Origin of the sequence: Streptomyces sp. NBC_00388, assembly GCF_036061255.1 — a bacterium.
GTDB lineage: Bacteria > Actinomycetota > Actinomycetes > Streptomycetales > Streptomycetaceae > Streptomyces.
Window position 1 is genome coordinate 5,289,996 of the sequence record NZ_CP107948.1, and the last position, 25,028, is coordinate 5,315,023.

The 25,028-nt window shown below is 70.6% G+C and carries 21 protein-coding genes and 1 tRNA gene; 16 read left to right on the top strand and 6 right to left on the bottom strand.

The window, feature by feature from the left end; all coding sequences use genetic code 11:
• Nucleotides 1-17 precede the first annotated feature (17 nt).
• From OG917_RS23745 to OG917_RS23755, 3 genes are all read right to left on the bottom strand, one after another.
• On the bottom strand, nt 18-1,475 hold the full coding sequence (locus OG917_RS23745) for a penicillin-binding transpeptidase domain-containing protein (protein WP_328319634.1): 1,458 nt from the start codon (nt 1,473-1,475) through the stop codon (nt 18-20).
• Nucleotides 1,472-2,851, bottom strand: coding sequence for an FtsW/RodA/SpoVE family cell cycle protein (locus tag OG917_RS23750; protein WP_328319635.1), 1,380 nt, complete (start codon nt 2,849-2,851; stop codon nt 1,472-1,474). The genes OG917_RS23745 and OG917_RS23750 overlap by 4 nt, the downstream gene beginning before the upstream one ends.
• 174 nt (nt 2,852-3,025) lie before the next feature.
• Entirely contained in the window at nt 3,026-3,337 is a 312-nt protein-coding gene (locus OG917_RS23755; protein WP_328319636.1) for a zinc-ribbon domain-containing protein, read from the bottom strand.
• A gap of 100 nt (nt 3,338-3,437) precedes the next feature.
• Between OG917_RS23755 and OG917_RS23760 the strand changes: the two genes are divergently transcribed.
• On the top strand, nt 3,438-4,316 hold the full coding sequence (locus OG917_RS23760) for an NERD domain-containing protein (protein WP_328319637.1): 879 nt from the start codon (nt 3,438-3,440) through the stop codon (nt 4,314-4,316).
• 75 nt (nt 4,317-4,391) lie between these two features.
• On the opposite strand, the gene ligD is transcribed toward OG917_RS23760, so the two are convergent.
• Nucleotides 4,392-5,279 carry a non-homologous end-joining DNA ligase gene (ligD, locus tag OG917_RS23765; RefSeq protein WP_328319638.1) on the bottom strand — a complete coding sequence of 296 codons (888 nt, stop codon included), beginning with the start codon at nt 5,277-5,279 and terminating at the stop codon, nt 4,392-4,394.
• Between the two features lie 119 nt (nt 5,280-5,398).
• On the opposite strand from ligD, the gene ku reads away from it, so the two are divergent.
• The 3 genes from ku to OG917_RS23780 all read left to right on the top strand — a co-directional run bounded on the left by ku (nt 5,399) and on the right by OG917_RS23780 (nt 9,882).
• Complete coding sequence (gene ku, locus OG917_RS23770; protein ID WP_328319639.1) at nt 5,399-6,628, top strand: non-homologous end joining protein Ku; 1,230 nt, start codon at nt 5,399-5,401, stop codon at nt 6,626-6,628.
• A 478-nt stretch (nt 6,629-7,106) separates the two neighbouring features.
• The gene (locus OG917_RS23775) at nt 7,107-8,951 is read left to right on the top strand and encodes an MFS transporter (RefSeq protein WP_328319640.1); all 1,845 of its coding nucleotides are present in this window, start codon (nt 7,107-7,109) and stop codon (nt 8,949-8,951) included.
• 190 nt (nt 8,952-9,141) lie between these two features.
• Nucleotides 9,142-9,882 (top strand): glycoside hydrolase family 75 protein, encoded by a 741-nt coding sequence (locus OG917_RS23780; protein WP_443059099.1) that lies wholly within the window; start codon nt 9,142-9,144, stop codon nt 9,880-9,882.
• On the opposite strand, the gene OG917_RS23785 is transcribed toward OG917_RS23780, so the two are convergent.
• Nucleotides 9,866-10,894 (bottom strand): LysR family transcriptional regulator, encoded by a 1,029-nt coding sequence (locus tag OG917_RS23785; RefSeq protein ID WP_328319642.1) that lies wholly within the window; start codon nt 10,892-10,894, stop codon nt 9,866-9,868. The genes OG917_RS23780 and OG917_RS23785 overlap by 17 nt on opposite strands.
• Nucleotides 10,895-11,063: 169 nt before the next feature.
• Here OG917_RS23785 and OG917_RS23790 point away from each other — a divergent pair, with 169 nt between their 5' ends.
• Nucleotides 11,064-11,429, top strand: coding sequence for a YybH family protein (locus OG917_RS23790; RefSeq protein ID WP_328319643.1), 366 nt, complete (start codon nt 11,064-11,066; stop codon nt 11,427-11,429).
• A 141-nt stretch (nt 11,430-11,570) separates the two neighbouring features.
• On the opposite strand, the gene OG917_RS23795 is transcribed toward OG917_RS23790, so the two are convergent.
• Nucleotides 11,571-11,642 (bottom strand) — tRNA-Arg (locus OG917_RS23795).
• A 155-nt stretch (nt 11,643-11,797) separates the two neighbouring features.
• Here OG917_RS23795 and OG917_RS23800 point away from each other — a divergent pair.
• The 11 genes from OG917_RS23800 (at nt 11,798) to prmC (ending at nt 24,967) form a co-directional block, all read left to right on the top strand.
• On the top strand, nt 11,798-12,256 hold the full coding sequence (locus tag OG917_RS23800) for a response regulator (protein WP_328319644.1): 459 nt from the start codon (nt 11,798-11,800) through the stop codon (nt 12,254-12,256).
• 55 nt (nt 12,257-12,311) lie between these two features.
• Nucleotides 12,312-13,298: a DALR anticodon-binding domain-containing protein gene (locus tag OG917_RS23805; RefSeq protein ID WP_328319645.1), complete on the top strand. Its 987-nt coding sequence runs from the start codon at nt 12,312-12,314 to the stop codon at nt 13,296-13,298.
• A gap of 12 nt (nt 13,299-13,310) precedes the next feature.
• Complete coding sequence (gene lysA / locus OG917_RS23810; RefSeq protein ID WP_328319646.1) at nt 13,311-14,702, top strand: diaminopimelate decarboxylase; 1,392 nt, start codon at nt 13,311-13,313, stop codon at nt 14,700-14,702.
• A gap of 94 nt (nt 14,703-14,796) precedes the next feature.
• Nucleotides 14,797-16,098: a homoserine dehydrogenase gene (locus tag OG917_RS23815; RefSeq protein WP_328319647.1), complete on the top strand. Its 1,302-nt coding sequence runs from the start codon at nt 14,797-14,799 to the stop codon at nt 16,096-16,098.
• Nucleotides 16,099-16,104: 6 nt separating this feature from the next.
• The gene (thrC, locus tag OG917_RS23820) at nt 16,105-17,175 is read left to right on the top strand and encodes a threonine synthase (RefSeq protein ID WP_328319648.1); all 1,071 of its coding nucleotides are present in this window, start codon (nt 16,105-16,107) and stop codon (nt 17,173-17,175) included.
• A 420-nt stretch (nt 17,176-17,595) separates the two neighbouring features.
• A complete protein-coding gene (thrB, locus tag OG917_RS23825) occupies nt 17,596-18,513 on the top strand; it encodes a homoserine kinase (protein ID WP_328319649.1) in 918 nt (305 codons plus the stop codon).
• A gap of 350 nt (nt 18,514-18,863) precedes the next feature.
• The gene (rho, locus tag OG917_RS23830) at nt 18,864-20,987 is read left to right on the top strand and encodes a transcription termination factor Rho (protein WP_328319651.1); all 2,124 of its coding nucleotides are present in this window, start codon (nt 18,864-18,866) and stop codon (nt 20,985-20,987) included.
• 408 nt (nt 20,988-21,395) lie between these two features.
• Complete coding sequence (locus OG917_RS23835) at nt 21,396-22,499, top strand: LCP family protein (protein WP_328319652.1); 1,104 nt, start codon at nt 21,396-21,398, stop codon at nt 22,497-22,499.
• 181 nt (nt 22,500-22,680) lie between these two features.
• Entirely contained in the window at nt 22,681-22,908 is a 228-nt protein-coding gene (gene rpmE, locus OG917_RS23840; RefSeq protein WP_328319653.1) for a 50S ribosomal protein L31, read from the top strand.
• Between the two features lie 109 nt (nt 22,909-23,017).
• On the top strand, nt 23,018-24,097 hold the full coding sequence (gene prfA, locus OG917_RS23845; RefSeq protein ID WP_328319654.1) for a peptide chain release factor 1: 1,080 nt from the start codon (nt 23,018-23,020) through the stop codon (nt 24,095-24,097).
• Nucleotides 24,098-24,121: 24 nt separating this feature from the next.
• On the top strand, nt 24,122-24,967 hold the full coding sequence (gene prmC, locus OG917_RS23850) for a peptide chain release factor N(5)-glutamine methyltransferase (protein WP_328319655.1): 846 nt from the start codon (nt 24,122-24,124) through the stop codon (nt 24,965-24,967).
• Nucleotides 24,968-25,028: the final 61 nt, after the last annotated feature.

Here is a 25,028-nt window from a genome sequence, read left to right on the forward strand (position 1 = left end):
CGCCGCCGGCGCAGCCCTCAGTCCCCCAGCGCCGCCCGCATGACCGCCCGTGCGATCGGCGCCGCGAAGCCGCCGCCGGTGATGTCGGCGCGGTGGGCGGAGGCATCCTCGACGACCACCGCCACCGCGACCGCCGGCCGGCTTGCGCCGTCGGCCTTCGCCCAGGAGATGAACCAGGCGTACGGCGTACCGGCGTTGCCGACGCCGTTCTGGGCGGTGCCGGTCTTGCCGCCGACCGTCGCGCCGGGGATGGCCGCGCTGGAGCCGGTGCCCCGCGTCACGACGTCGACCATCATCTGCTGGAGCTGGACCGCCGTGGAGGCCTCCATCGCCCGGCGGTACGACTTCGGGTCGGTACGGCTGACGACCCTGCCGCCCCTGGCCGTGGTCCGGTCGACCAGATGGGGGTACATCAGCTCACCCCCGTTCGCGACGGCCGACGCGACCATCGCCATCTGCAGCGGAGTCGCCGAGGTGTTGAACTGCCCGATCGAGGAGAGCGCCAGCTGGTCCCTGCTCATGTCGGTGTCGAAGTTGCTCCTGGCAACCCCGGAGGGGATCCGCAGGCCGGCGTCGTTGAAGCCGAACCTGCCGGCCGCCTCGTCCATCCCGTCGAGTCCGGTCCGCACCCCGAGGCTGGCCATCACCGTGTTGCAGGAGACCTCGATGGCGTACGCGAGCGAAGCGTCGCCGCAGCCGCTCGCCTCGTTCGGCAGGACCGTCGTGGTGCCGGGCAGGGTGTACGGGTCGGGGGTGTCGGTGTCCGCGTTCATGTCGGTGACCACTCCGGCGTCGAGGGCGGCCGCCGCTGTCACGATCTTGAAGGTGGAACCGGGCGGATAGGTCTGCCGGATGGCCCGGTTGAGCATCGGCTGGCTCCGCGAGCCGGTCAGCCGGGACCACGCACCGGTGACGGACGGGCCGGTGCCCGACAGTTCCCCCGGATCGTACGAAGGGGTGCTGACCAGGGCCAGGATCTTCCCGGTCGACGGCTCGACAGCGGCGACCGCGCCGCGTCTGCGGCCCAGCCCGTTGAAGGCGGCCTCCTGCACGGGCGCCCTGATGGTGGTGGCGACATCGCCGCCCGGCTGCTGGGCGCGGGTCAGTTCGTTCCAGAGCGGGACGGGGGCGAGCATCGAGTCGGTGCCGGTGAGGATGGCGTCCTCGGCGTTCTCGATCAGGGTGGTGCCGTAGGTCTGCGACGCGTACCCGGTGACCGGCGCGTAGAGCGGCCCCTCGCGGTACGTGCGTTCGTACCGCAGCTGCTGGCCGGTGTCCTTCGTCCCGGTGACGCGGGCTCCGCCGACCAGGATGTTGCCGCGCGGTTCGTGGTAACGAGTGATCGTCTGGCGGCGGTTGGCCGGATTCTTGTCCAGGGAGTCCGCCTGGAAGACCTGGATCCGGGCGGCGTTGGCCAGCAGCGCGACCAGGAGCAGCAGACAGCAGGCGGCGGCCCGCCGGATGTAGCGGATCACGACTCGTCCTCCACGATCGGTGCGATGATCCCGGACTCCACGAAAGCGGGGTCCGGTCTGCGTGCGGAGTCGCTGATCCGGATGAGCAGCGCCACGATCACCCAGTTGGTGACCAGGGAGGAGCCGCCTTTGGCGAGGAAGGGCATGGCCATGCCGGTCAGCGGGATCAGCCCCATCACCCCGCCCGCGATCACGAAGACCTGGATCGCCAGGATCGAGGAGAGGCCGATCGCGAGCAGCCGCCCGAAGGAGTCGCGGAGCGCGAGCCCGGCCCGGTACCCCCGGGCCACCACCAGGGCGTACAGCAGGAAGAGGGCGGAGAGCCCCGCCAGGCCCAGCTCCTCGCCCGCTGTCGCCAGGATGAAGTCGGACTTCACCGCGAAGCCGATGAGGATCGAGTGGCCGAGTCCCAGGCCGGTTCCGAGGACACCGCCCGCCGCGAAGGAGAACAGCGACTGGGCGAGCTGGTTGGCGCCCCGGCCGGCGTCGATGGAGGCGAAGGGGTGCAGCCAGTCCTCGACTCTGCTGTGGATATGGGGTTCGAGACTGCCCACGACGAACGCGCCCAAGGCCGCCATCACCATGCCGATGGCGATCCAGCTGAGCCGGCCGGTCGCCACGTACAGCATGATCACGAACAGGCCGAAGAAGAGCAGTGAGGTCCCGAGGTCGCGCTCCAGGACGAGGACCCCCACGCTGATCAGCCAGATCGCCAGCACCGGTGCCAGCACGCGCATGGTGGGAAGTTGGAGACGCCAGATCCTGCGGCCCGTGTAGGAGAGGGCGTTGCGGTTGGCCGAGAGGTACGCGGCGAAGAAGACCGCGAGCAGGATCTTGGCGAACTCGCCGGGCTGGATGGAGAAACCGCCGACCCGGATCCAGATCTTCGCGCCGTTCACCGCGGGGAACAGGATCGGGATGATCATCAGGACCAGGGCGGCGGCGACCGAGAGGTAGGTGTACCGCTGGAGGATCCGGTGGTCGCGCAGGAAGAGTACGCAGCAGATGAAGAGCGCCACCGCGAGCGTGGACCAGATCAGCTGGGTGGGCGCCGCGCTGTCGCCCGGGGTCTCCAGGTCGAGACGGTAGATCAGGACGAGTCCGATGCCGTTGAGGAGCACGGCGATCGGCAGCAGCAGCGGATCCGCGTACGGGGCGCGGAACCGGACGGCGAGATGGGCGAGCAGAGCCAGCAGGCCAAGACCCGCACCGTAGTTCAGCGTGTCCGCCGGTACGGCGTCGTTCCTGGCGAGCCCGACGTCGATGTAGCCGTAGACGGAGATCAGTACGGCACCGGTCAGCATCACCAGCTCGACGCCCCGACGCTTCGGCAGGCGTAGGTCCGGCGGGGGAGCGTCCGCGGTCGTTGCGGTCATGCCAGGCAACGTAGCAAGACGCTGACGCTATGTCCGCTAATGTCACAGTGAGCCGATGGGGTGCCGGGGCCGTGCGGGCGATGGCCGTCGCGGGACGGCCGTGGGACGGCCCTGGTGTGACGCTCTGTCAGGGCCGCCCGGACCGGCATCGCCGGCCGCGTGGCCGGCGGTGGCTCACTGCTGGTACGGGTTCTGTCCCTGCTGCTGCGGGGTGGGCTGCGCGTAACCCTGCTGCGGCCCCTGCGGCATGGCGGCGCTCTGCGCGAGGAGCTGCTCGGCCTGCTCCTTGGTGGTCCGGTTCTCGACACCGCAGAAGGTGCACTGTGTCGCGTACTTGACGGAGAGCGGGAAGAGCGGCACGAAGAAGAGCGTGAACTTGGTGACGCGCTTGCGGAGCGTGTGCGCGGACGGATTTCCGCAGCGCCCGCACACCAGCGTCAGTATGGCCAGCTGGTAGAGATAGCCTCTACTGCCAAAAATGATCATGATGGGTCCCCTCGTGGTCAGTAATCGCGGTACACCGTAACCGGCTTCTTGCCCTTGCGGCGCCCGGCCTGTTCCCATGGTCGGGGTGGGGTGATGCGGTATGCCGGAACTCAGGGTCACGCCGGGGCGGTACCGGGGCAGGACGTGTCTGTACGTCACGCTGCCGGGAGGCCGGGCCGCCGCCTGGTACGACCGGGAGTCCGGCCAGGTCAGCCTGGTCCTGGACGAGTACAGGGCCGAGGTGCTCGCCGCCCTCGCGCCCTACCTGACGGGGGAGCCCGCGGTCGGCCCGCCGCCCGTACCCACCCCGGCCGAGCTCGCGCTGCTCACGCTCCATCCGGACGACGACCTCGCGCCCAACCGGCCGGGCGAGGCGCTGCACGCGACACTGGCCGCGATCCCCGCCTCCCGCTTCCGGAGGGCTCCCCGGCGTGCCGCGCTCACCGCGCTCACCGCTCAGGAGGTGCTGGGGGCCGAGCTGGACACCCTGGAGGGGGCCGGATGGCGGGTGCTGCACGCGGTGCCGCTGCCCGGCGGCGGGTATATCGGCCATCTCCTGATCGGCCCGGCCGGGGTGCTGTCCGTGCGGACCCTGTACGCCGGGAAGCGGCGGGTCCGGATTGCGGATCCGCTGGTCACGACGGGACGCGGGCAGCCGGAGCCGCAGCTGCGGTGGGCCCGCCACGAAGCGGAGCGCGCCTCGCTCGCCCTGGCCACCGCGGTACGTCCGGTGCTCGGGATCGTCGGGGCGGCCGGGGTGGACCCGGTGCGGCGGGGCGCGGCCGGACGCGGGGGGACCGGCCCGCGGACCGCGCCGGGGAGTGCCGTGCTGGTCAGGGACGGCGGGCAGACGGGCGTACGGCTGCTGCGGGACGGCGAGGTGGGCGGTCTTGCCGGGCTGGGAGGAGTCCTGAAACCGGCGGACGTCGATTCGCTGTACGCCACGGCCCGTGACCGGCGGACGTGGCTGAGGGTGTGACGGGTCGGGTGGGGGCAGGCCGGGCCCGGCCGGTGTTGACCGGCGGGGCAGCGGCCGGGCCCGGTGGGTACTGGTTCAGCGGGGCAGCGGCCGGGCCCGGTTGGGATTGATCAGCGGGCCCAGCAGATCACCGTAGCGCTGGAGCCGCGGGCCGATGTCGTCGATCATGAAGACCAGGTCCGCGGGGGCCGTGCACGCCTCGATCTCGTCCCAGGTCACCGGTGTGGAGACGGTCGGCTCGGCCCGTGCGCGCACCGTGTACGGCGCCGCCGTGGTCTTCGCCGCCGCGTTCTGGCTGTGGTCCACGAAGACCTTGCCCGGCCGCAGCGCCCGCTTCATCCGGTGCAGGGCCAGCTCGGGCAGGGCGGCCTCGGCCTCGACCGCGAGCCGCTTGGCGTACGCGGACACCTCGTCCGACGGCGTCGGCTCCAGCGGTGCCAGCAGGTGCAGCCCCTTGGAGCCCGAGGTCTTCGCGTACGCGGTCAGTCCGTCGGCCGACAGCCGCTCCCGCAGCCACAGCGCCACCGTGCAGCACTCGACCGCGGTGGCGGGCTCCCCGGGATCCAGATCCAGGACGAGACGGTCGGCGCGGGCCGGCGCCCCGGCCTGCCACTGGGGCGTGTGGAACTCCACCACCAGATTGGCCGCCCACATCAGACTCGCCAGGTCCTGCAGCAGAACCTGCCGGGCGTCCCTGGTCCTGGAGCGCGGCACCTCCGCCGTGTGTACCCAGGAGGGGGTGCCGGGCGGCACGTTCTTGGTGAAGAAGTGCTGGCCGCCGGGGCCGTCCGGATACCGCAGGAAGGAGACGGGGCGGTCGTGCAGATGCGCCAGCAGGGCCCCCGCCGTGCTGGCGCAGTAGTGCAGGACCTCACCCTTCGTGGTGCCCGTGGCCGGATACAGGACCTTGTCGAGGTGGGTGAGCGAAAGGCGCCGCCCCTCCACCTCGGTGATCGGCGACATACGATGAGAATCCCACGAAATGCGAAGAATGCGATAGATAGCAGGATGGAGCTGGCGGGCGCAGAGCGCTCGCGGGGGCCACGGGCCCTGCGGAGCGGTACGGACGGACGGGAGCCACTGTGCGATCCATCTGGAACGGGGCGATCTCCTTCGGGCTGGTGAGCATTCCGGTCAAGCTGGTGAACGCCACCGAGAACCACTCCGTCTCCTTCCGCCAGATCCACATCGCCGACGGCGGCCGTATCCGCTACCGGAAGGTCTGCGAGCTGGACGGGGAGGAGCTCACCGCCGACGAGATCGGCAAGGCGTACGAGGCCGACGACGGCTCCGTCGTCCCGATCACCGACGAGGACCTGGCCGCACTGCCCCTGCCGACCGCGAAGACGATCGACATCGTGGCGTTCGTGCCGTTCGACTCCATCGACCCGTTGCAGATGGGCTCGGCCTACTACCTGGTCGCCGGCGGACTCCAGGCCGCGAAGCCCTACGTCCTGCTGCGTGAGGCGCTGAAGCGCAGCCGCCGGGCCGCCATCGGCAAGTTCGCATTGCGCGGCAGGGAGCGGCTCGGCATGCTGCGGGTCGTCGGCGACACCATCGCCATGCACGGGCTGCTCTGGCCGGACGAGATCAGGTCGTACGAAGGCGCTGCCCCGGAGACCGGCATCAAGGTGCGTGACGCGGAACTCGACCTGGCCGACACTCTGATGGACACCCTGGGCGAGGTCGAGATGGACTCGCTGCACGACGACTACCGGGAAGCGGTGGAGGAGTTGGTCGCCGCGAAGGCCTCCGGCGAACAGACACCCGCCCAGCCCGCCGGGGACACCGGTGAGGGCAAGGTCATCGACCTGATGTCGGCCCTGGAGAAGAGCGTGCGGGCGGCGAGGTCCACGGGTGAGGAGAACGGCGGGGATGCGGGTGCGGGCGCCGACGTCCGGGAGTTGCGGCCGGCCGGGAAGCGGAGGGCGGAAGCGAGGGGCGAGGGCGCTCAGGCCGGGGGCCGGGCTGCCAAGCCGGCCCCGAAGAAGGCGGCTTCGGGCCGTGCGGCCCCGAAGAAGGCGGCGGCGAAGAAGACCACCGCGCGCAGCACGGCCTCGGGCGGACACAGCGGTGGCTCCTCGTCGGCGAAGAAGACCACGGCGAAGAAGGCTCCGGCCGAGAAGGCCCCGGCGAAGAAGGCCACGGCGAAGAAGGCCACGGCGAAGAAGGCCACGGCGAAGAAGGCCACGGCGAAGAAGGCCCCGGCGAAGAAGACTTCGCCTGGGGCGTCGGCCGGGGGCGGCGCAGCCAGGAAGGCGGCCGCCGCCGGGTCGTCCGGGAGCGGGCGGAAGAAGCGTGCGTCGGCCTGAGGCCCGGCACCACCCGCGCCCACCGCTGTGCGGATGCCCGTGCCGGAGGCACCGTCAACCGCGCCTGAACCGGGCGCGTTAGGGGTGCGGCCGCGCCTCGCCCTGCTCCCCGGGTGGCCGGGTCCAGCCTTCCATGTGTGGTGAGCTGAGTCACAAATAAGATACACGTTCGGTAAAGATCCGATCCGTGAGCCCTGCGCCCGCGCCCCTGCCGGCCGTACCGAGCGCCGGGTCGGGCACGCGCTGACGTGCTGCTTTGGTGTCCGCTCCGTACTCCGCGCCCGCGCGCTCCTGCCGGTGGCCGGGGTGACGCGAGGGGCCGGAGGGGCGTACCGGCTGGTCCGGAGGGTGCGTTCCCTCTCGCCACAAAATGTGGATGCCACGTACAAGAGTTAGATTGCTTGCGTCAACTAACGACCCGTGTCCCCCGGTGTCGGCGGGGCAGGGGCGCGTGCAGAGGGGAACGTGCATCGTGGGCATGACCGGTCGAATACCCGCAGAGTCGCCTCCCCCGGCCGGGCCGGGGGAGCACTACAAGTGGATTGCGCTGTCGAACACCACGCTCGGTGTGCTGATGGTGATGATCAATCAGTCGATCGTGCTGATCGCGCTTCCGGACATCTTCCGCGGTATTCATCTGGATCCGCTGGACTCCGCGAACACCAGCTATCTGCTCTGGATGCTGATGGGCTTCATGGTGGTCACCGCGGTCCTCGTGGTCACCTTCGGGAGACTCGGCGACATGTTCGGCCGGGTCCGTATGTACAACCTCGGGTTCGCCGCCTTCACGCTCTGCTCGGTCATGCTCTCGGTCACCTGGATGGACGGCAGCGCGGGCGCGCTCTGGCTGATCGGCTGGCGCATCGCGCAGGGTGTCGGCGGCGCACTGCTCTTCGCCAACTCCACGGCGATCCTGACCGACGCGTTCCCGGCCAACCAGCGCGGTACGGCACTGGGTATCAACTCCATCGCCGCCATCGCCGGTTCGTTCCTCGGGTTGATTCTGGGCGGTGTACTGGCGCCGGTGAACTGGAAGATGATCTTCCTGGTATCGGTACCGTTCGGCGTCTTCGGCACGATCTGGGCCTATGTGAAGCTGCATGACACCGGCGTGCGGGCCAGGGCGCGCATGGACTGGTGGGGGAACGTCACGTTCGCGGTCGGCCTCATCTCGGTGCTGGTCGGCATCACCTACGGGATCCAGCCCTACGGCGGCAGCACCATGGGATGGCTCAACCCGTGGGTGCTGACCGCGCTGATCGGCGGGGTGGCCGTGCTGGGTGCGTTCGTCTGGATCGAGCTGAAGGTGGCCGAACCGCTCTTCCGGCTCTCCCTCTTCCGGCTGCGGGCCTTCACGGCGGGCAATATCGCCAGCCTGCTCACCGCGCTGGGACGCGGTGGCCTCCAGTTCATGCTGATCATCTGGCTGCAGGGGATATGGCTGCCCCTGCACGGCTACAGCTTCGAGAAGACCCCGCTCTGGGCGGGCATCTACATGATCCCGCTGACGGTCGGCTTCCTGCTGTCGGCGCCGCTCTCCGGCTGGCTGTCGGACCGGCTCGGGTCACGGCCGTTCACGGTCGGCGGTGCGCTGCTGACCGCGGTGAGCTTCCTGGTGCTGATGACGCTGCCCACCGACTTCCACTACTGGGTCTTCGCGCTGCTGCTGCTGGTCAACGGGGTCGGTTCCGGACTCTTCGCCTCGCCCAACCGGGCCGAGATCATGAACGCCGTCCCGGCGGAGTCGCGGGGCGCCGGGTCCGGGATGACGGCGACGTTCCAGAACTCGGCGATGGTTCTGTCGATCGGTATCTTCTTCAGTCTCATGATCGCGGGCCTCTCGCACACCCTGCCGAGCGTGATGCACGACGGTCTGGTGGCTCAGGGTGTACCGGGTGCCGAGGCCTCGCAGGTGTCCCAGCTCCCCCCGATCGCGGTCCTGTTCGCCGCGTTCCTGGGCTACAACCCCCTCCAGCAGCTTCTCGGGGACCATCTGACCAAGCTGCCGGACGGGGGCAAGCACCTCACCAGCAAGGAGTTCTTCCCGCACCTGATCTCCGGCCCCTTCCACCAGGGGCTGGTCATCGCCTTCTGGTTCGCGGTGGCGGCCTGTCTGGTGGCCGCGGTCTCGTCCCTGCTGACCGGCCGGGTGAGCCGCAAGCAGGTACCGGTCGAGTCGCTGGGATCCGAGCTCGCCGGGGTCTCCGGAGGCGCGGGCCTTGGCCTGAGCGAGCCGGTGGTGCCGGACGGTGAGGGCGTTCACCCGGCGGGCCCGGGGCGCGGATCGTCCCCCGCGGGGCACGGCGGGGCGCCGCGCGGTTAGGTCCGGGAGCGGTGTCGGCGCCCCAGGCCGGGGGCGCCGACACCGCTCGCACGGCCGGCCGGAACCGGGTTGCCGGGCGGGGCGGTCGCGATCTCCGGCCGTCGCATCCTTCCGTACGCGGGGTTGACGGGGCGGTTCACGGTGGGCACCTTTGTCATGTCCCGGTAAGGAAACTTTCCTAACAGCTTTCCTGGCAGAGGAGCCCCCATGCGCCGCCGCCCTTCTCATCACCGCCGCCGCCCCTTTCGCCGCAGCGCTGCCCGCTTCGGCCACTCCGCACACCACCGCAGCGACACCCCAGGCCCAGCAGGCCCAGCAGGCCCAGCAGGCCCGGAAGATCCAGGAGGGATCGGTGAGCGCGGCGGACCTGCTGGCGAAGGTCGGGAGCTGTTCGCAGATCTCCAGTGGCAAGTACCGCACCGATGAGGAGACTTCGGCGACCGTGCCGGTCTGCGGCAAGAGCGGAGCGGTCTTCTGGAAGGCCGACATGGACGTCGACTGCGACGGTCAGGTCACCACGCAGTGCAACGCCGACACGGACCCCTGGTTCCAGGACGACACCGCGTTCCACCAGTCCGACGGGAAACCGCTGAGCGCCGCGGCGCTCCCGTACGTCGTCGTGCCGAGCTCCAGCGGTATCTGGGACTACTCGTCGGCCGGGATCAAGGGTGGTGGAGTGGTGGCCGTCATCTACAACAACAAGGTCGAGTACGCGGTGGTCGGCGACACCGGCCCCGACGAGATCATCGGCGAGGCCTCCTACAGCACCGCAAAGAGCCTGGGCATCGACCCCGACCCGGAGACCGGCGGGACCGATTCCGGCGTCACGTACATCCTCTTCAAGAACTCGAAGGCCGCCCCGATCGAGAGCCACTCGGCGGCGGTGACCAGCGGTGAAGCCCTGGCGAAGGAGTTCATCGCGAACAACTGACGCCGGTTCGCCCGACCACCCCGCGCGACCGGTCGTCCGGGACCCCGCCCCCGTCCCCGCCCCCGTCCGTGCCCCGTCCCCGCCCGGGCCGGTCCGGGGGCGCGGGTGCGGGGCCGGGCGCCCGCCCCGGCGCGGAACCGAAGAACGCCCGCCGGCCGTGCACCAGCAGCTCACGCACGGCCGGCCCCGGCGAGGGCTTCCAGACCAGGGCGAGCAGGGCGGGCGCCGGTACGTCGGCCAGCGGGAGCGGAACGAGCCGGTCGCGGTACCGCTCGGCCATCGACTCGCTGAGGACGGCCACCCCGAGACCACGGGCGGCCAGGTCGGCGATGGCGTCCGCGGCGCTGGCCTGCAGTGCGATGACCGGCTGGACCCGCTGCTCCCCGCAGGCCCGGTCGAAGACGGTACGCAGGCCGGTACCGACGGGCATGCACACCACAGGGTGCCGGGCGACATCGCTCAGGGCGATCCGGCGCCGCTTCGCCAGGGCATGGTCCGGGGGGACGGCCACGACCAGCCGCTCACTGATGAGGGTCAGCGACTCCAGCCCCCCGGGGGCCGGGGAGGCCGTACCGATGAGGGCCAGGTCGAGGGCGCCTGCGCGTACGCCGTCGACCAGCCGGGCGGAGTTGTCCTCCTGCAGTGAGATCTCCACTCCGGGGTGTGCCCCGTGGAACGCGGCGAGCGCGTCGAAGAGCGGCGAGACGGTGCACCCGATGACCATGCCCACGGAGAGCCGTCCCCGCACCACGCCGGACACGTCGCTCACCGCCCGGCCCACTGCGTCGGCTGCGGAAAGCGCCGCACGAGCGTGGTCGAGTGCGGCCCGCCCCTCGGCGGTCAGGGTGGCGGTGCGCGCCGACCGGTCGAACAGCTCCGTACCGAGTTCGCGCTCCAGCTGCCGGATCTGAGCGCTGACTCCGGACTGGCTGATGTGCACACGCTCCGCGGCGCGGGTGAAGTTCCGCTCCTCGGCGACGGCGACGAAGTACTCCAGCTGCCTGAGGTCCATGAGTACTGATTCTAGTTCCCAGCAGATCCATCTGTTGGACTTCTCATTCCGGGCCGACCAGGCTGGGGGTACGGCGCCCGGCCCGACCAGGCCGGAGGGGACGGCGCCCGGCCCCGACCCGGCCGGGGGTACGGCGTCGGGACCGACCGTGCGGAACGAGGAGGAGACCATGCCGGAGTACGAGAAGGCGATGCGGCCCGAGGACATCACCCGTCTGTTCGTCGAACGCTCCAACGCGGGCGACGCGGCCGGGGTCGCCGAGCTCTACGAGGAGGGTGCGGTGATGGCCTATCCGCCGGGCGAACGGACGGTGGGCCGTGAGGCGATCCGCGCCCTGTGGGAGAAGGTGCTCTCGCACCGGCCCCACTTCGAACCGGAACAGCCGCTGCCGACGCTGGTCAACGGCGACATCGCGCTCACCTCGACCCCACCCAAGGACGGAACGGGCGCCCGCGCCCAGGTGGTCCGCCGTCAGCCCGACGGGAGCTGGCAACGCCTGCTCGACCAGCCGGAGTTCGCACCGCCCGGCCGCTGAGGAGAGGGGGCGGGGTGTGTGTGCCCCGGGTGCCCCGGTGCTTCGTACGGGCCCGTCGGCCACTGCGGCCCGAGCACCGCAGACCGCATGAAAAAGACCCTCCGAGCAGCGTTTCCGCTGATCGGAGGGTCCATCCGGAAGTGCCCCCGGCAGGATTCGAACCTGCGCACCCGGCTCCGGAGGCCGATGCTCTATCCCCTGAGCTACGGGGGCGTATCGCTGCGGTAAGCGGCGACGGGTAGAACCCTACCAGCTCAGCAGGGGTGATCATGAACAGGTTTCCGCGGGGGACCGGGTCCCTTCCCCGCACGGGGTGGAAGTGGGCAAAACCCGGACGCGACGGTGGCCGCGGTCCTACGCTCGCAGGTGTGTCAGGCACGTACGGCAGGGTGCTCGTTGTCGACGACAACAAGGTCATCCGGCAGTTGATCAGGGTCAATCTCGAACTGGAGGGCTTCGAGGTCGTGACCGCGGCCGATGGTGCCGAGTGCCTGGACGTCGTCCACCGGGTCGCCCCCGATGTGATCACCCTCGACGTCGTGATGCCCCGCCTCGACGGTCTGCGGACCGCTGCACGGCTGCGCGCCGACCCGCGGACCTGCCGGCTGCCGCTCGCGATCATCAGCGCGTGTTCCCAGCAGGAGGTGGAGAGCGGACTCGCCTCCGGGGTCGACGCCTTTCTGGCCAAGCCCTTCGAGCCTGCCGAGCTGATCCGGCTCGTGGGCCGGCTGATGCGGCTGGAGCGCTCGCCCGCGGGTGCCCCTGACCGGAGCACACCGGGCGGCGGGAGCACGCCCGCGGGATGGGCGGGGAGCACCCTCGGCTGACCGGATGGCGAAACCGGTTCGCGGAGTGGCCCCCCTTCTCCCATACGCTGGTCCTGTGACTCCCGCAGAGCTCTCCCTCACTGTCGCGCGCGCCGTGCGCCGCGCGGTGGACGAGGGTGCCCTGTGCGTGCCGGTGCCGGAGCGGGTCAGGGTCGAGCGGCCCAGGCCGGGCGGGCGCGGCGACTACGCGACCAGCGCGGCCCTCCAGCTGGCCGGCCCGGCAGGGATGGCGCCCCGCGCGGTCGCCGAGGCCCTGCGGCAGCGGCTCGCCGGGACGCGGGGGATCGAGCGTGTCGAGGTCACCGGGCCCGGCTTCCTGAACTTCACGCTGGTGCCGGACGCCTCCGGAAGCGTCGTCCGTACCGTGCTCGCGGAGGGCGCCCGGTACGGCCTGCGCCCTGACGCCCCGCCGTGCGAAGGACCGGGGCCCGATGGCGCGGCAAGCAGTGGTACGCCGCGGGGCGGCTCAGGCCGCTTTCCCGCCGGCGACCGTCCCGGCCTCGACGCCGCGCGCTGGGGAGCACTCTTCGGCGGCGGTGGTGACGAGCTGCTGGTGCGGCGCGAGAGCAACCCGCTGTTCCGTGTGCAGTACGCCCATGCCCGCAGCCGCGCTCTCCTCCGCAACGCCCGTGATCTGGGCTTCCGTGCCGCGTACGGGAGCGACTACGAGGCCGCCTGCGAGCGGGACCACGGGGCGGCCGCCCTGGTCGCCGCCCTCGCCGACTACCCCGCGGCCGTCGAATCCGCGACCGCCCCCCAGGGCCGTCCGGCTCCCCGGGAGGGAGCCCCCACGGCAGTCCCCGGTTCCGCCCCCGCACTCACCCCCACCGCCCCCGCGCCCTTCGGCGCAGGTCACCGGATCGCACGGCAGCTCGTCGTGGTCGCCGATGCCTTTCTGGCGTTCCACATCTCGGTGCTTCCCGTCGGGGACGAGAAACCCACGGCCGCCCACCGCTCCCGGCTCGCCCTCACCGAGGCCGCCGGGACGGTGCTGGCAGGCGGCCTGTCCCTGCTCGGTATCAGCGCACCCGAACACATCTGAAAGAGCGAAGAGATGAGCCGTTCCGCACACCCCGCCGGGCCCCGGCACGCCGATGTCTACACCGAGGGCCACTACTCCGCCCCCGCGGAGGACCTCAACACCCTGGACGAGAAGGTCTGGGCGCGTACGGTCGGCCGCAACGCGGACGGGGTCGTCACCGTCGGCGGCATCGAAGTGACCCGGCTGGCCGAGGAGTTCGGCACCCCCGCCTACTTCCTCGACGAGGACGACTTCCGGGCCAGGTGCCGGGCCTGGGCCGACGCCTTCGGGCGGGACGCGGACGTGTTCTACGCGGGCAAGGCCTTCCTCTCGCGCGCCGTCGTGAAGTGGCTCAGGGAAGAGGGGCTCAACCTCGACGTCTGCTCGGGCGGCGAGCTGGCCACCGCGCTGGCCGCGGGGATGCCCGCCGAGCGCATCGCCTTCCACGGCAACAACAAGACGGCCGAGGAGATCGAGCGGGCCGTCGAGGCCGGAGTCGGCCGCATCGTCCTCGACTCCTTCCAGGAGATCGTCCGGGTCGCCCACATCGCGCAGAGCCACGGGGTGCGCCAGCCGGTCCAGATCCGGGTCACCGTCGGCGTCGAGGCGCACACGCACGAGTTCATCGCCACCGCGCACGAGGACCAGAAGTTCGGGATCGCCCTCGCCGACGGCCAGGCGGCCGAAGCCGTCCGCAGGGCGCTCAAGCTCGACGGCCTCGAACTCATCGGTATCCACTCCCACATCGGCTCCCAGATCTTCGACATGGCGGGCTTCGAGGTCTCCGCCCGCCGGGTCGTGCAGCTCCTCGCCGAGGTCCGCGACGAACACGGCGTCGAGCTCCCCGAGATCGACCTCGGTGGCGGCCTCGGCATCGCGTACACCTCCGAGGACGACCCCCGCGAGCCGCAGGAGATCGCCAAGGCGCTCGGCGAGATCGTCAGCCGGGAGTGCGAGGCGGCCGGCCTCGCCACCCCGCGCATCTCCGTCGAGCCGGGGCGCGCCATCGTCGGGCCCACGGCCTTCACGCTGTACGAGGTCGGCACCATCAAGCCGCTCGAAGGGCTGCGCACCTACGTCAGCGTCGACGGCGGCATGTCCGACAACATCCGTACGGCGCTCTACGACGCCGAGTACAGCGTGGCCCTGGTCTCGCGCACCTCGACCGCCGAGCCGATGCTCGCCCGGGTGGTCGGCAAGCACTGTGAGAGCGGCGACATCGTGGTCAAGGACGCGTTCCTGCCCGCGGACCTGGCGCCCGGAGACCTCGTCGCGGTACCGGCCACCGGTGCCTACTGCCGCGCGATGGCGAGCAACTACAACCACGCGCTCCGGCCGCCCGTCGTCGCCGTCAGGGACGGCGAGGCCCGGGTGATCGTCCGGCGCGAGACGGAGGAAGATCTCCTGCGCCTCGATGTCGGCTAGTGAAATAGTCATCTCAGAATCCGGACGGGGGACAGAAACCCCCGTCCGGTGAGTGAGACTGGTCCAACCGTAGAAGTATGAGAAGTGAGGTCGGATGATGCGTACGCGTCCGCTGAAGGTGGCGCTGCTGGGCTGTGGAGTCGTCGGCTCAGAGGTGGCGCGCATCATGACGACGCACGCCGACGACCTCGCGGCACGGATCGGTGCCCCCGTCGAGCTCGCCGGTGTGGCCGTCCGCCGTCCTTCCAAGGTCCGTGAGGGCATCGACCCCTCGCTCATCACCACGGACGCGATGGCCCTGGTCAAACGCGGGGACATCGACGTCGTGATCGAGGTCATCGGCGGCATCGAGCCCGCCCGTACGCTCATCACCACCGCCTTCGAGCACGGTGCGAGCGTCGTCTCTGCCAACAAGGCGCTGCTCGCCAAGGACGGTGCCGCCTTGCACGCGGCGGCACAGGGGCAGGGCAGGGACCTCTACTACGAGGCGGCCGTCGCCGGAGCGATCCCGCTCGTCCGCCCGCTGCGCGAGTCGCTCGCCGGGGACAAGGTGAACCGCGTCCTGGGCATCGTCAACGGCACCACCAACTTCATCCTCGACAAGATGGACAGCACCGGCGCGGGCTACTCCGAGGCGCTGGACGAGGCCACCGCGCTGGGGTACGCCGAGGCCGACCCCACGGCCGACGTCGAGGGGTTCGACGCGGCCGCCAAGGCCGCGATCCTCGCGGGCATCGCCTTCCACACCCGGGTACGGCTCGACGACGTCCACCGCGAGGGCCTCACCGAGGTCACCGCGGCCGACATCGCGTCCGCCAAGCGCATGGGCTGCACCGTCAAGCTGCTCGCCATCTGCGAGCGGGCCGCCGACGGCAAGTCCGTCACCGCGCGTGTCCACCCCGCGATGATCCCGCTCAGCCACCCGCTGGCCTCGGTGCGCGAGGCGTACAACGCGGTGTTCATCGAGGCCGAGGCGGCCGGGCAGCTGATGTTCTACGGCCCCGGCGCCGGCGGCTCACCCACCGCGTCCGCGGTCCTCGGCGACCTGGTCGCGGTCTGCCGCAACAGGCTCAACGAGGCCACAGGCCCCGGCGAGTCCGCGTACACGATGCTGCCCGTGAGCCCCATGGGCGATGTCGTGACGCGCTACCACATCAGTCTCGACGTGGCCGACAAGCCGGGTGTTCTCGCCCAGGTGGCCACGGTCTTCGCCGAGCAGGGCGTATCGATCGACACGGTACGCCAGCAGGGCCGGCAGGACGGAGGCGGCGAGGCATCCCTCGTCGTCGTCACCCACCGCGCGCCCGACGCAGCCCTTTCCGGGACCGTCGAGGCGCTGCGCAAGCTCGACACCGTGCTCGGTGTCGCCAGCATCATGCGTGTTGAAGGGGAGTAAGGACCCATGACCACCAAGGGCACCCACCAGTGGCGCGGCATCATCGAGGAGTACCGGGACCGCCTGCCGGTCACGAGCGCGACACCTGTCGTGACGCTCCGTGAGGGCGGTACGCCACTCGTACCCGCGCAGGTCCTTTCCGAGCGCACCGGCTGCGAGGTGCACCTCAAGGTCGAGGGCGCCAACCCCACGGGGTCCTTCAAGGACCGGGGCATGACCATGGCGATCACCCACGCCAAGGAGCAGGGCGCGCAGGCCGTCATCTGTGCCTCCACGGGCAACACCTCGGCCTCGGCAGCCGCCTACGCCGTGCGCGCCGGGATGGTCTGCGCCGTCCTGGTGCCGCAGGGCAAGATCGCCCTGGGCAAGATGGGGCAGGCGCTGGTGCACGGCGCGAAGATCCTCCAGGTGGACGGGAACTTCGACGACTGCCTGACGCTGGCCCGCTCGCTCTCCGACAACTACCCCGTGGCGCTGGTCAATTCGGTCAATCCATCCCGTATCGAGGGTCAGAAGACGGGGGCGTTCGAGATCGTCGACGCCCTCGGCGACGCCCCCGACATCCATGTGCTGCCCGTCGGCAACGCCGGCAACATCACGGCGTACTGGAAGGGTTACAAGGAGTACGCGGCGGACGGCCCGGCCGGCCGTACGCCCCGGATGTGGGGCTTCCAGGCCTCCGGCTCCGCGCCCATCGTGCGCGGCGAGATCGTCAAGGACCCCTCCACGATCGCCACGGCGATCCGGATCGGGAACCCGGCCTCCTGGCAGTTCGCGCTTGACGCGCGCGAGGAGTCCGGCGGTTTCATCGACGAGGTCACCGACCGTCAGATCCTCTCCGCCTACCGGCTGTTGGCCTCGCAGGAGGGCGTCTTCGTGGAGCCCGCTTCGGCCGCGTCGGTGGCCGGCCTGCTGAAGGCGGCGGACGAGGGCAAGGTCGACCCGGGCCAGACGATCGTCTGCACGGTCACCGGCAACGGCCTCAAGGACCCGGACTGGGCGGTCGCGGGAGCCCCGCAGCCGGTCACCGTGCCGGTCGACGCCGTGGTGGCGGCCGAGCGGCTGGGCCTGGCGTAGCCTCCGGCGGGCCGGGGCCCGCCCCGCCCGGGCCCGCTTCGGCGATCCGGGCGGCCGTGCCCCGGCCATGCTCCGGCTGTACCCCGGCTGCGCCTCTGAGCTGCCGCGTCACCGCCGGACGGGGTGTGCGGAGGGACTCTCCGGTCCGGAGCGCATGGTGAGTGTGCGACACGCATCGTGCGCCTCCTGTGCGCCCTATGTCGCGACAGAACCTTCCTTCGATAAGCTGTAGGCAACCCACCCCGCCGCATATGCCGCGGTGTTGCTGCTGTGGTGTCCTACAGGTGCGCTTCCGGCCTGTCCGGGGCGCCCGGCCCAGGGGCACCGGGGGAGTGCTCTCCCGGTACGCACAGCCCAATTCCCGTAAGAATCCAGCGGTCGAACCAGACTCGCAGTCTCACAAGGAGAGTCGTCAGAGCGATGGCCGGTCCCGCGTTCCGTGCCGCCGCCGTCCGGGTGCGCACCCCCGCCACCAGCGCCAATCTCGGACCGGGCTTCGATGCCTTCGGTCTGTCGCTGGGGCTGTACGACGACGTGGTCGTCCGGGTCGCCGACGCCGGGCTGCACGTCGACATCGCCGGCGAGGGCGCCGACACGCTCCCCCGCGACGAGAGCCACCTGCTCGTACGGTCCCTGCGCACCGCCTTCGACCTGCTCGGTGGGCAGCCGCGCGGCCTCGAAGTCGTCTGCGCCAACCGCATCCCGCACGGCCGCGGCCTCGGCTCCTCATCCGCCGCGATCTGCGCCGGCATCGTCGCCGCCCGGGCCGTGACCATAGGCGGCGCGGAGAAGCTGGACGACGAGGCCCTGCTCGAACTCGCCACCGAGATCGAGGGCCACCCCGACAACGTCGCCGCCTGCCTGCTCGGCGGCTTCACACTGGCCTGGACCGACGGCGGAAGCGCGCGGGCGATCCGGATGGATCCCGCGGACTCCATCGTTCCGGTGGTTTTCGTGCCCGGCAGGCCGGTGCTCACCGAGACCGCGCGTGGCCTTCTCCCGCGGAACGTCCCCCATGTGGACGCGGCCGCCAACGCCGGCCGCGCGGCCCTGCTCGTGGAGGCGCTGACCAGGCGCCCCGAGCTGCTGTTCGCGGCCACCGAGGACCGACTGCACCAGGAGTACCGCGCTCCGGCGATGCCCGAGAGCGTGGCCCTGGTCAACCGGCTGCGGGCGGACGGCGTCCCCGCAGTCATCTCCGGTGCGGGCCCCACGGTGCTCGCGCTGGTCGAGATCGGTGCGGCCGACAAGGTCGCACGCCTGGCCGGCGAAGGGTGGGCGGCCAACCGGCTGCCGCTCGACGCCTCCGGTACGAGCGTCCTGCCACTGGGTACGTAGGAGCGCGTCCGGTTGCCGGTGAACGAGAGGGGGAATATTTGTTGGATCCGGTAGTGTTAACCTCAAGTCAGCACTCGACGTCTTTGTGGCTCGGTGCTCAGTGTCCCTATCAGGGACCGCCATTTCTTCCGGGAGCCTCCCAAACTGCCTGACAGCCTGCCTGAGCAGTTTCGAGCACGCTCCGGAACCGGCCTTTGCCGGACCCCAAGCACGTCTTGCCCTCCGCCGTACTCCGGCGGACCACCGCCCCGGCGTCGGTTCGCGATCAGTCAAGATCAGAACCGCAGTCGGACAGCACAACCGGTCGCCGAGCCAGACAGGCCGACGCCCGCTCCAGGGAAGGACCCTTCGTGAGCGACACCACCGATCTGATGGGCGTGACTGCCGACAACTCTGTCGAGGCCGCGTCCGCCGCCGGTGCTGCCACCGGCAGTACCGCACGGCGCCGCCGCTCCGGCACCGGCCTCGACGGCATGGTCCTGGCCGAGCTGCAGCAGGTCGCGTCCGGCCTCGGCATCAAGGGCACTGCGCGGATGCGCAAGAGCCAGCTGATCGAGGTCATCAAGGAGGCGCAGGCCGGTTCTTCCGCGCCGAAGAGCGCCAAGGCCGACGCCGGCGGCGACGCGACCGAGACCAAGCCCAAGCGCCGCGCCACTTCCAAGTCCCGCACGGGTGACGAGCCCGCCGCTGCCGGGAAGTCCGCGGCCCAGCAGCAGATCGACATTCCCGGTCAGCCCGCCAGCGACGACCAGCCCGCCGGTGAGCGGCGCCGTCGCCGCGCCACTGCGCAGGCCGGCAGCCCCGAGCCCGCGGCCGCCGAGGCCAAGGCCGCCAAGGCAGAGGCCAAGGCGGAGTCGCAGTCCGTGGCCGCCGCCACGGCGGCGCCCGCCACGGCGTCGGCTCCGGCCGAGTCCAAGGAGACCAGGGCGGAGGCGGGTACCGACACCGCCGAGGGCCGTCGCGGTGACCGTCAGGACCGCGGCCAGCGCGGGGACCGCCGTGAGCGTGGCGACCGCCAGGACCGCGGTGACCGTCAGGAGCGCGGCGGCGGTGACCGTCAGGAGCGCGGCAGCGGTGACCGTCAGGACCGCGGCGAGCGCGGCGGCCGTGACCGCCGTGACCGTGGCGGCAAGGGCGACGACCAGCAGGGTGGCGGCCAGCGCGGCCAGCGCCAGGGCAACCAGGGCAACCAGGGCAACGGCCCCCGCGCCGACGAGAACGACGACGACTTCGAGGGAGGCCGCCGCGGCCGCCGTGGCCGCTACCGCGACCGCCGTGGCCGTCGCGGTGAGCGCCAGGAGTTCGGTGACGCTCCGCAGGTCGCCGACGACGACGTCCTGATCCCCGTCGCGGGCATCCTGGACATCCTCGACAACTACGCGTTCATCCGGACCTCCGGCTACCTGCCGGGCCCCAACGACGTGTACGTCTCGCTCGCCCAGGTCCGCAAGAACGGCCTGCGCAAGGGTGACCACGTCACCGGAGCCGTCCGCCAGCCCAAGGACGGCGAGCGCCGCGAGAAGTTCAACGCGCTCGTCCGGCTGGACTCGGCGAACGGCATGGCGGCCGAATCCGGCCGCGGGCGCCCGGAGTTCCAGAAGCTGACCCCGCTGTACCCGCAGGACCGGCTCCGCCTGGAGACCGACCCGGGTGTGTTGACGACCCGGATCATCGACCTGGTCGCGCCGATCGGCAAGGGCCAGCGCGGTCTGATCGTGGCTCCGCCGAAGACCGGTAAGACCATGATCATGCAGGCCATCGCCAACGCGATCACGGTCAACAACCCCGAGTGCCACCTGATGGTCGTCCTCGTCGACGAGCGTCCCGAAGAGGTCACCGACATGCAGCGGTCGGTGAAGGGCGAGGTCATCTCCTCGACCTTCGACCGGCCCGCCGAGGACCACACCACCGTTGCCGAGCTGGCCATCGAGCGCGCCAAGCGCCTCGTCGAGCTGGGCCACGACGTGGTCGTGCTGCTCGACTCGATCACCCGGCTCGGCCGTGCGTACAACCTGGCGGCCCCGGCCTCCGGTCGTATCCTCTCCGGCGGTGTCGACTCGACCGCCCTCTACCCGCCGAAGCGCTTCTTCGGTGCCGCGCGGAACATCGAGGACGGCGGCTCGCTGACCATCCTCGCCACCGCGCTGGTGGAGACCGGCTCGCGCATGGACGAGGTGATCTTCGAGGAGTTCAAGGGCACCGGCAACATGGAGCTCAAGCTCGACCGGAAGCTCGCCGACAAGCGCATCTTCCCCGCGGTGGACGTCGACCCGTCCGGTACCCGTAAGGAAGAGATCCTCCTGAACGCGGAGGAGCTCGCCATCGTCTGGAAGCTGCGCCGGGTGCTCCACGCGCTCGACTCGCAGCAGGCGATCGAGCTGCTGCTGGACAAGATGAAGAAGACGAAGTCGAACGCCGAGTTCCTGATGCAGATCGCCAAGACGACACCTTCGTCCGGCAACGGCAACGACTGACCTCCCGTCAGCCGGCGTCAACCGGCCCGCCCCGTCACGGAAGTGACGGGGCGGGCCGCTTGCGCGAGGCCTGCGGGCCGGCCGCACGGGCCGGGTGCGGTGGCAGTCCCTCACCGCTCGCAGGCATCGCCGCCGGTGCCCGGCGCGGCCCGGGCGCCGCCGAGACCTTCGCCACAGCGCGCCCCTCGTCACGGGGGTCGGGCAGTCCGCGGCGGGGATGAGAAAACCGCAGGTGGGGGCCGCTTTTACCGCTTCCGCCCAGCTACCGTCCGTGACCGTCACGCCGTTCCGGGGTCACAGCGCGTTGTGCAACGCTTTTCCGGGATACGTCGTCTCACAAGTGATGACGGACCGCGCCTGATCTTTCGGGGCAGGAGGTAGCGGGACCACCGAGAAGCTGGAGGGGACATGGGCGAGCCGCAGAAGGGCAGCCGAATACGGGGCAGCGGCAAACGCCGCAAGGAGGCCACGTCGCGCCGGAAGGCGCTGGTGATCACAGCATGGGTGGCGGCCGGAGTGGTCGTACTCGGCGGTGGTGGTCTCGGATTCCTGTACTTCAAGCTCGACGGCAACCTCAAGAGCGTCGACATCAACGCCCAGCTCGGCACCGACCGCCCGCACAACGTCGACAACGGCTCGATGGACATCCTCGTGCTCGGCTCCGACTCCCGGGCCGGCGCCAACTCCGCGTACGGCAAGGACGAGGGCGGTGCCCGCTCGGACACCGCGATGGTCGTCCACGTGTACAAGGGCCACAAGAAGGCCAGCGTGGTCTCCATACCGCGCGACACCCTCATCGACCGCCCCGACTGCACCACCTCCAAGGGCGCGACCGCCCCCGGGGCCCGGCAGGCGATGTTCAACACGGCGTACGAGACCGGCGGCCCGGCCTGCGCGGTCAAGACCGTCGAGAAGATGTCCGGGATCCGGATGGACCACTATCTGGAAGTCGACTTCTCCGGCTTCCAGACGCTCATCGACGATCTGGGTGGCGTGCCCGTCACCACCAGCAAGGCGATCAATGACGACAAGAGCCATCTGCACCTGCAGGCGGGCGCCCACACCCTCAACGGGAAGGACGCGCTCGGTCTCGTCCGGACCAGGCACGGTGTCGGTGATGGCAGTGACCTCGGGCGAATACAGCTGCAGCAGGCCTTCATCAAGGCGCTGATCAACCAGGTCAAGCACGTGGGGGTGTTCAGCAACCCCAAGAAGCTCTACGACCTCGCCGACACCGCGACGAAGTCCGTCACCACCGACTCCGACATCGACTCGGTGAAGAGCCTGACGTCCTTCGCCGACGGCCTCAAGGGCATCGGCGCGGGCTCCATGAAGATGGTGACGATGCCGGTCGAGTACGACCCGTCCGACCCCAACCGCGTCATCCCGCTGGAAGCGAAGTCCCAGCAGGTGTGGGCGGCGCTGAAGCACGACAAGGCGATTCCGGCCTCCGCCACCAAGGGCTCGGCGGGCGACCAGGGTTCCGCGGGCAAGGTCGTCACCGGCTCGTGACCGGCGGGCGGAGCCCGGTCCCGCGCTGGTGGGCGGAATAGATCCGGTCCACCTCCGGTTCACCGAGCGTCCGGAATTTTGACGGGCGGGCCACTCCTGGCAGACTGGTCCGCTGGCCCCGGTTCACGTGTGGACAATTCCGCCCGCACGACCCGGCGCCCTCCCGAAACTAGGAGTCACCTTGAAGCGCGACATCCACCCCTCGTACCACGAGACCCAGGTCAGCTGCACCTGCGGTGCTTCGTTCACCACTCACAGCACCCTCGCCGAAGGCACCATCCGTGCCGAGGTCTGCTCCGAGTGCCACCCGTTCTACACGGGCAAGCAGAAGATCCTCGACACCGGTGGCCGCGTGGCCCGCTTCGAGGCCCGCTTCGGCAAGAAGGCCGCGGACTCCGCCGCCAAGTAGCGAGCTACTGCGCCGGTCCTCGGACGCTCCCTCCCGGAGCGTCCCGGACCGGCGCTTTTGCCGTCCGGAGCAGCAGCCCTTCTTGATGTACGAAAGCAGGAAATCCCCGATGTTCGAGGCGGTCGAGGAACTGATCGGCGAGCACGCCGGTCTTGAGGAACAGCTCGCGGACCCGTCCGTCCACGCCGACCAGGCCAACGCGCGCAGGCTCAACAAGCGCTACGCCGAGCTGACCCCGATCGTCTCCACGTACCGCTCCTGGAAGCAGACCGGGGAGGACATCGAGACCGCACGCGAACTCTCCTACGACGAACCGGAGTTCGCGGCCGAGGTCAAGATCCTCGACAAGCAGCTCGACGGGCTGACCGAGAAGCTCAGGCTGCTCCTGGTGCCGCGCGACCCCAGCGACGACAAGGACGTGCTCCTTGAGGTCAAGGCGGGCGCGGGCGGCGACGAGTCGGCGCTGTTCGCGGGCGACCTGCTCCGCATGTACCTGCGGTACGCCGAGCGCGTCGGCTGGAAGACCGAGATCATCGACGCCACCGAATCCGAGCTGGGCGGCTACAAGGACGTCCAGGTCGCGGTGAAGACCAAGGGCGGCAACGGGGCGACCGAGCCCGGCCAGGGTGTCTGGGCACGGCTGAAGTACGAGGGCGGAGTGCACCGGGTGCAGCGTGTGCCCTCCACCGAGTCCCAGGGCCGCATCCACACCTCGGCCGCCGGTGTGCTCGTCACGCCCGAGGCGGAGGAGGTCGATGTCGAGATCCACTCCAACGACCTGCGGATCGACGTCTACCGCTCGTCCGGCCCCGGCGGGCAGTCGGTCAACACCACCGACTCCGCGGTGCGCATCACGCACCTGCCGACCGGTGTGGTCGCCTCCTGCCAGAACGAGAAGAGCCAGCTCCAGAACAAGGAGCAGGCCATGCGCATTCTGCGCTCCCGGCTGCTGGCCGCCGCCCAGGAGGCCGCCGAACAGGAGGCGTCCGACGTCCGCCGCAGCCAGGTCCGCACCGTCGACAGGTCCGAGAAGATCCGCACGTACAACTTCCCGGAAAACCGGATCTCCGACCACCGCGTCGGCTTCAAGGCGTACAACTTGGACCAGGTGCTCGACGGCGACCTGGACGCAGTGATCCAGGCGTGCGTGGACGCGGACTCCGCGGCCAAGCTCGCCGCCGCCCAGTAGTAGCCGCCCGTACTGGAGAACCGCATGAACCTGCTGCTTGCCGAGGTGGCCCAGGCCACCCAGCGGCTGGCCGACGCCGGCGTGCCCTCCCCGCGCTTCGACGCGGAGGAGCTCGCCGCCTTTGTGCACGGCGTCAAGCGGGGCGAGCTCCACAACGTCAAGGACGCGGACTTCGACGCCCGCTACTGGGAGACCATCGCCCGCCGTGAGGCCCGCGAGCCGCTCCAGCACATCACTGGCCGCGCCTTCTTCCGCTATCTGGAGCTGCAGGTCGGCCCCGGGGTGTTCGTACCCCGTCCGGAGACCGAGTCGGTCGTCGGGTGGGCCATAGACGCCGTACGCGCGATGGACGTCGTCGAGCCGCTGATCGTCGATCTCTGCACGGGCTCCGGCGCCATCGCGCTGGCCATGGCCCAGGAGGTGCCGCGCTCGCGCGTGCACGCCGTGGAGCTCTCCGACGACGCGCTGCACTGGACCCGGAAGAACGCCGAGGGGTCCAGGGTGACCGTCCACCAGGGCGACGCGCTGACCGCCCTCCCCGAACTGGACGGCCAGGTCGACCTGGTCATCTCCAACCCGCCGTACATCCCGCTCACCGAGTGGGAGTACGTCGCACCCGAGGCCCGTGACCACGACCCGGAGATGGCCCTCTTCTCCGGCGAGGACGGCCTCGACACGATCCGCGGCATCGAGCGCACCGCCCACCGTCTCCTCGTGCCCGGCGGCGTGGTCGTCATCGAGCACGCGGACACCCAGGGCGGCCAGGTCCCCTGGATCTTCACCGAGGAACGGGGCTGGGCCGACGCGGCCGACCACCCCGACCTGAACAACCGCCCCCGCTTCGCCACGGCCCGCAAGGCCCTGCCGTGACGATCGCAGGACCGGTTCCGCACCAGATTTCTCAAGCTCTGCAGGCTTTGCTCAGGGAGGC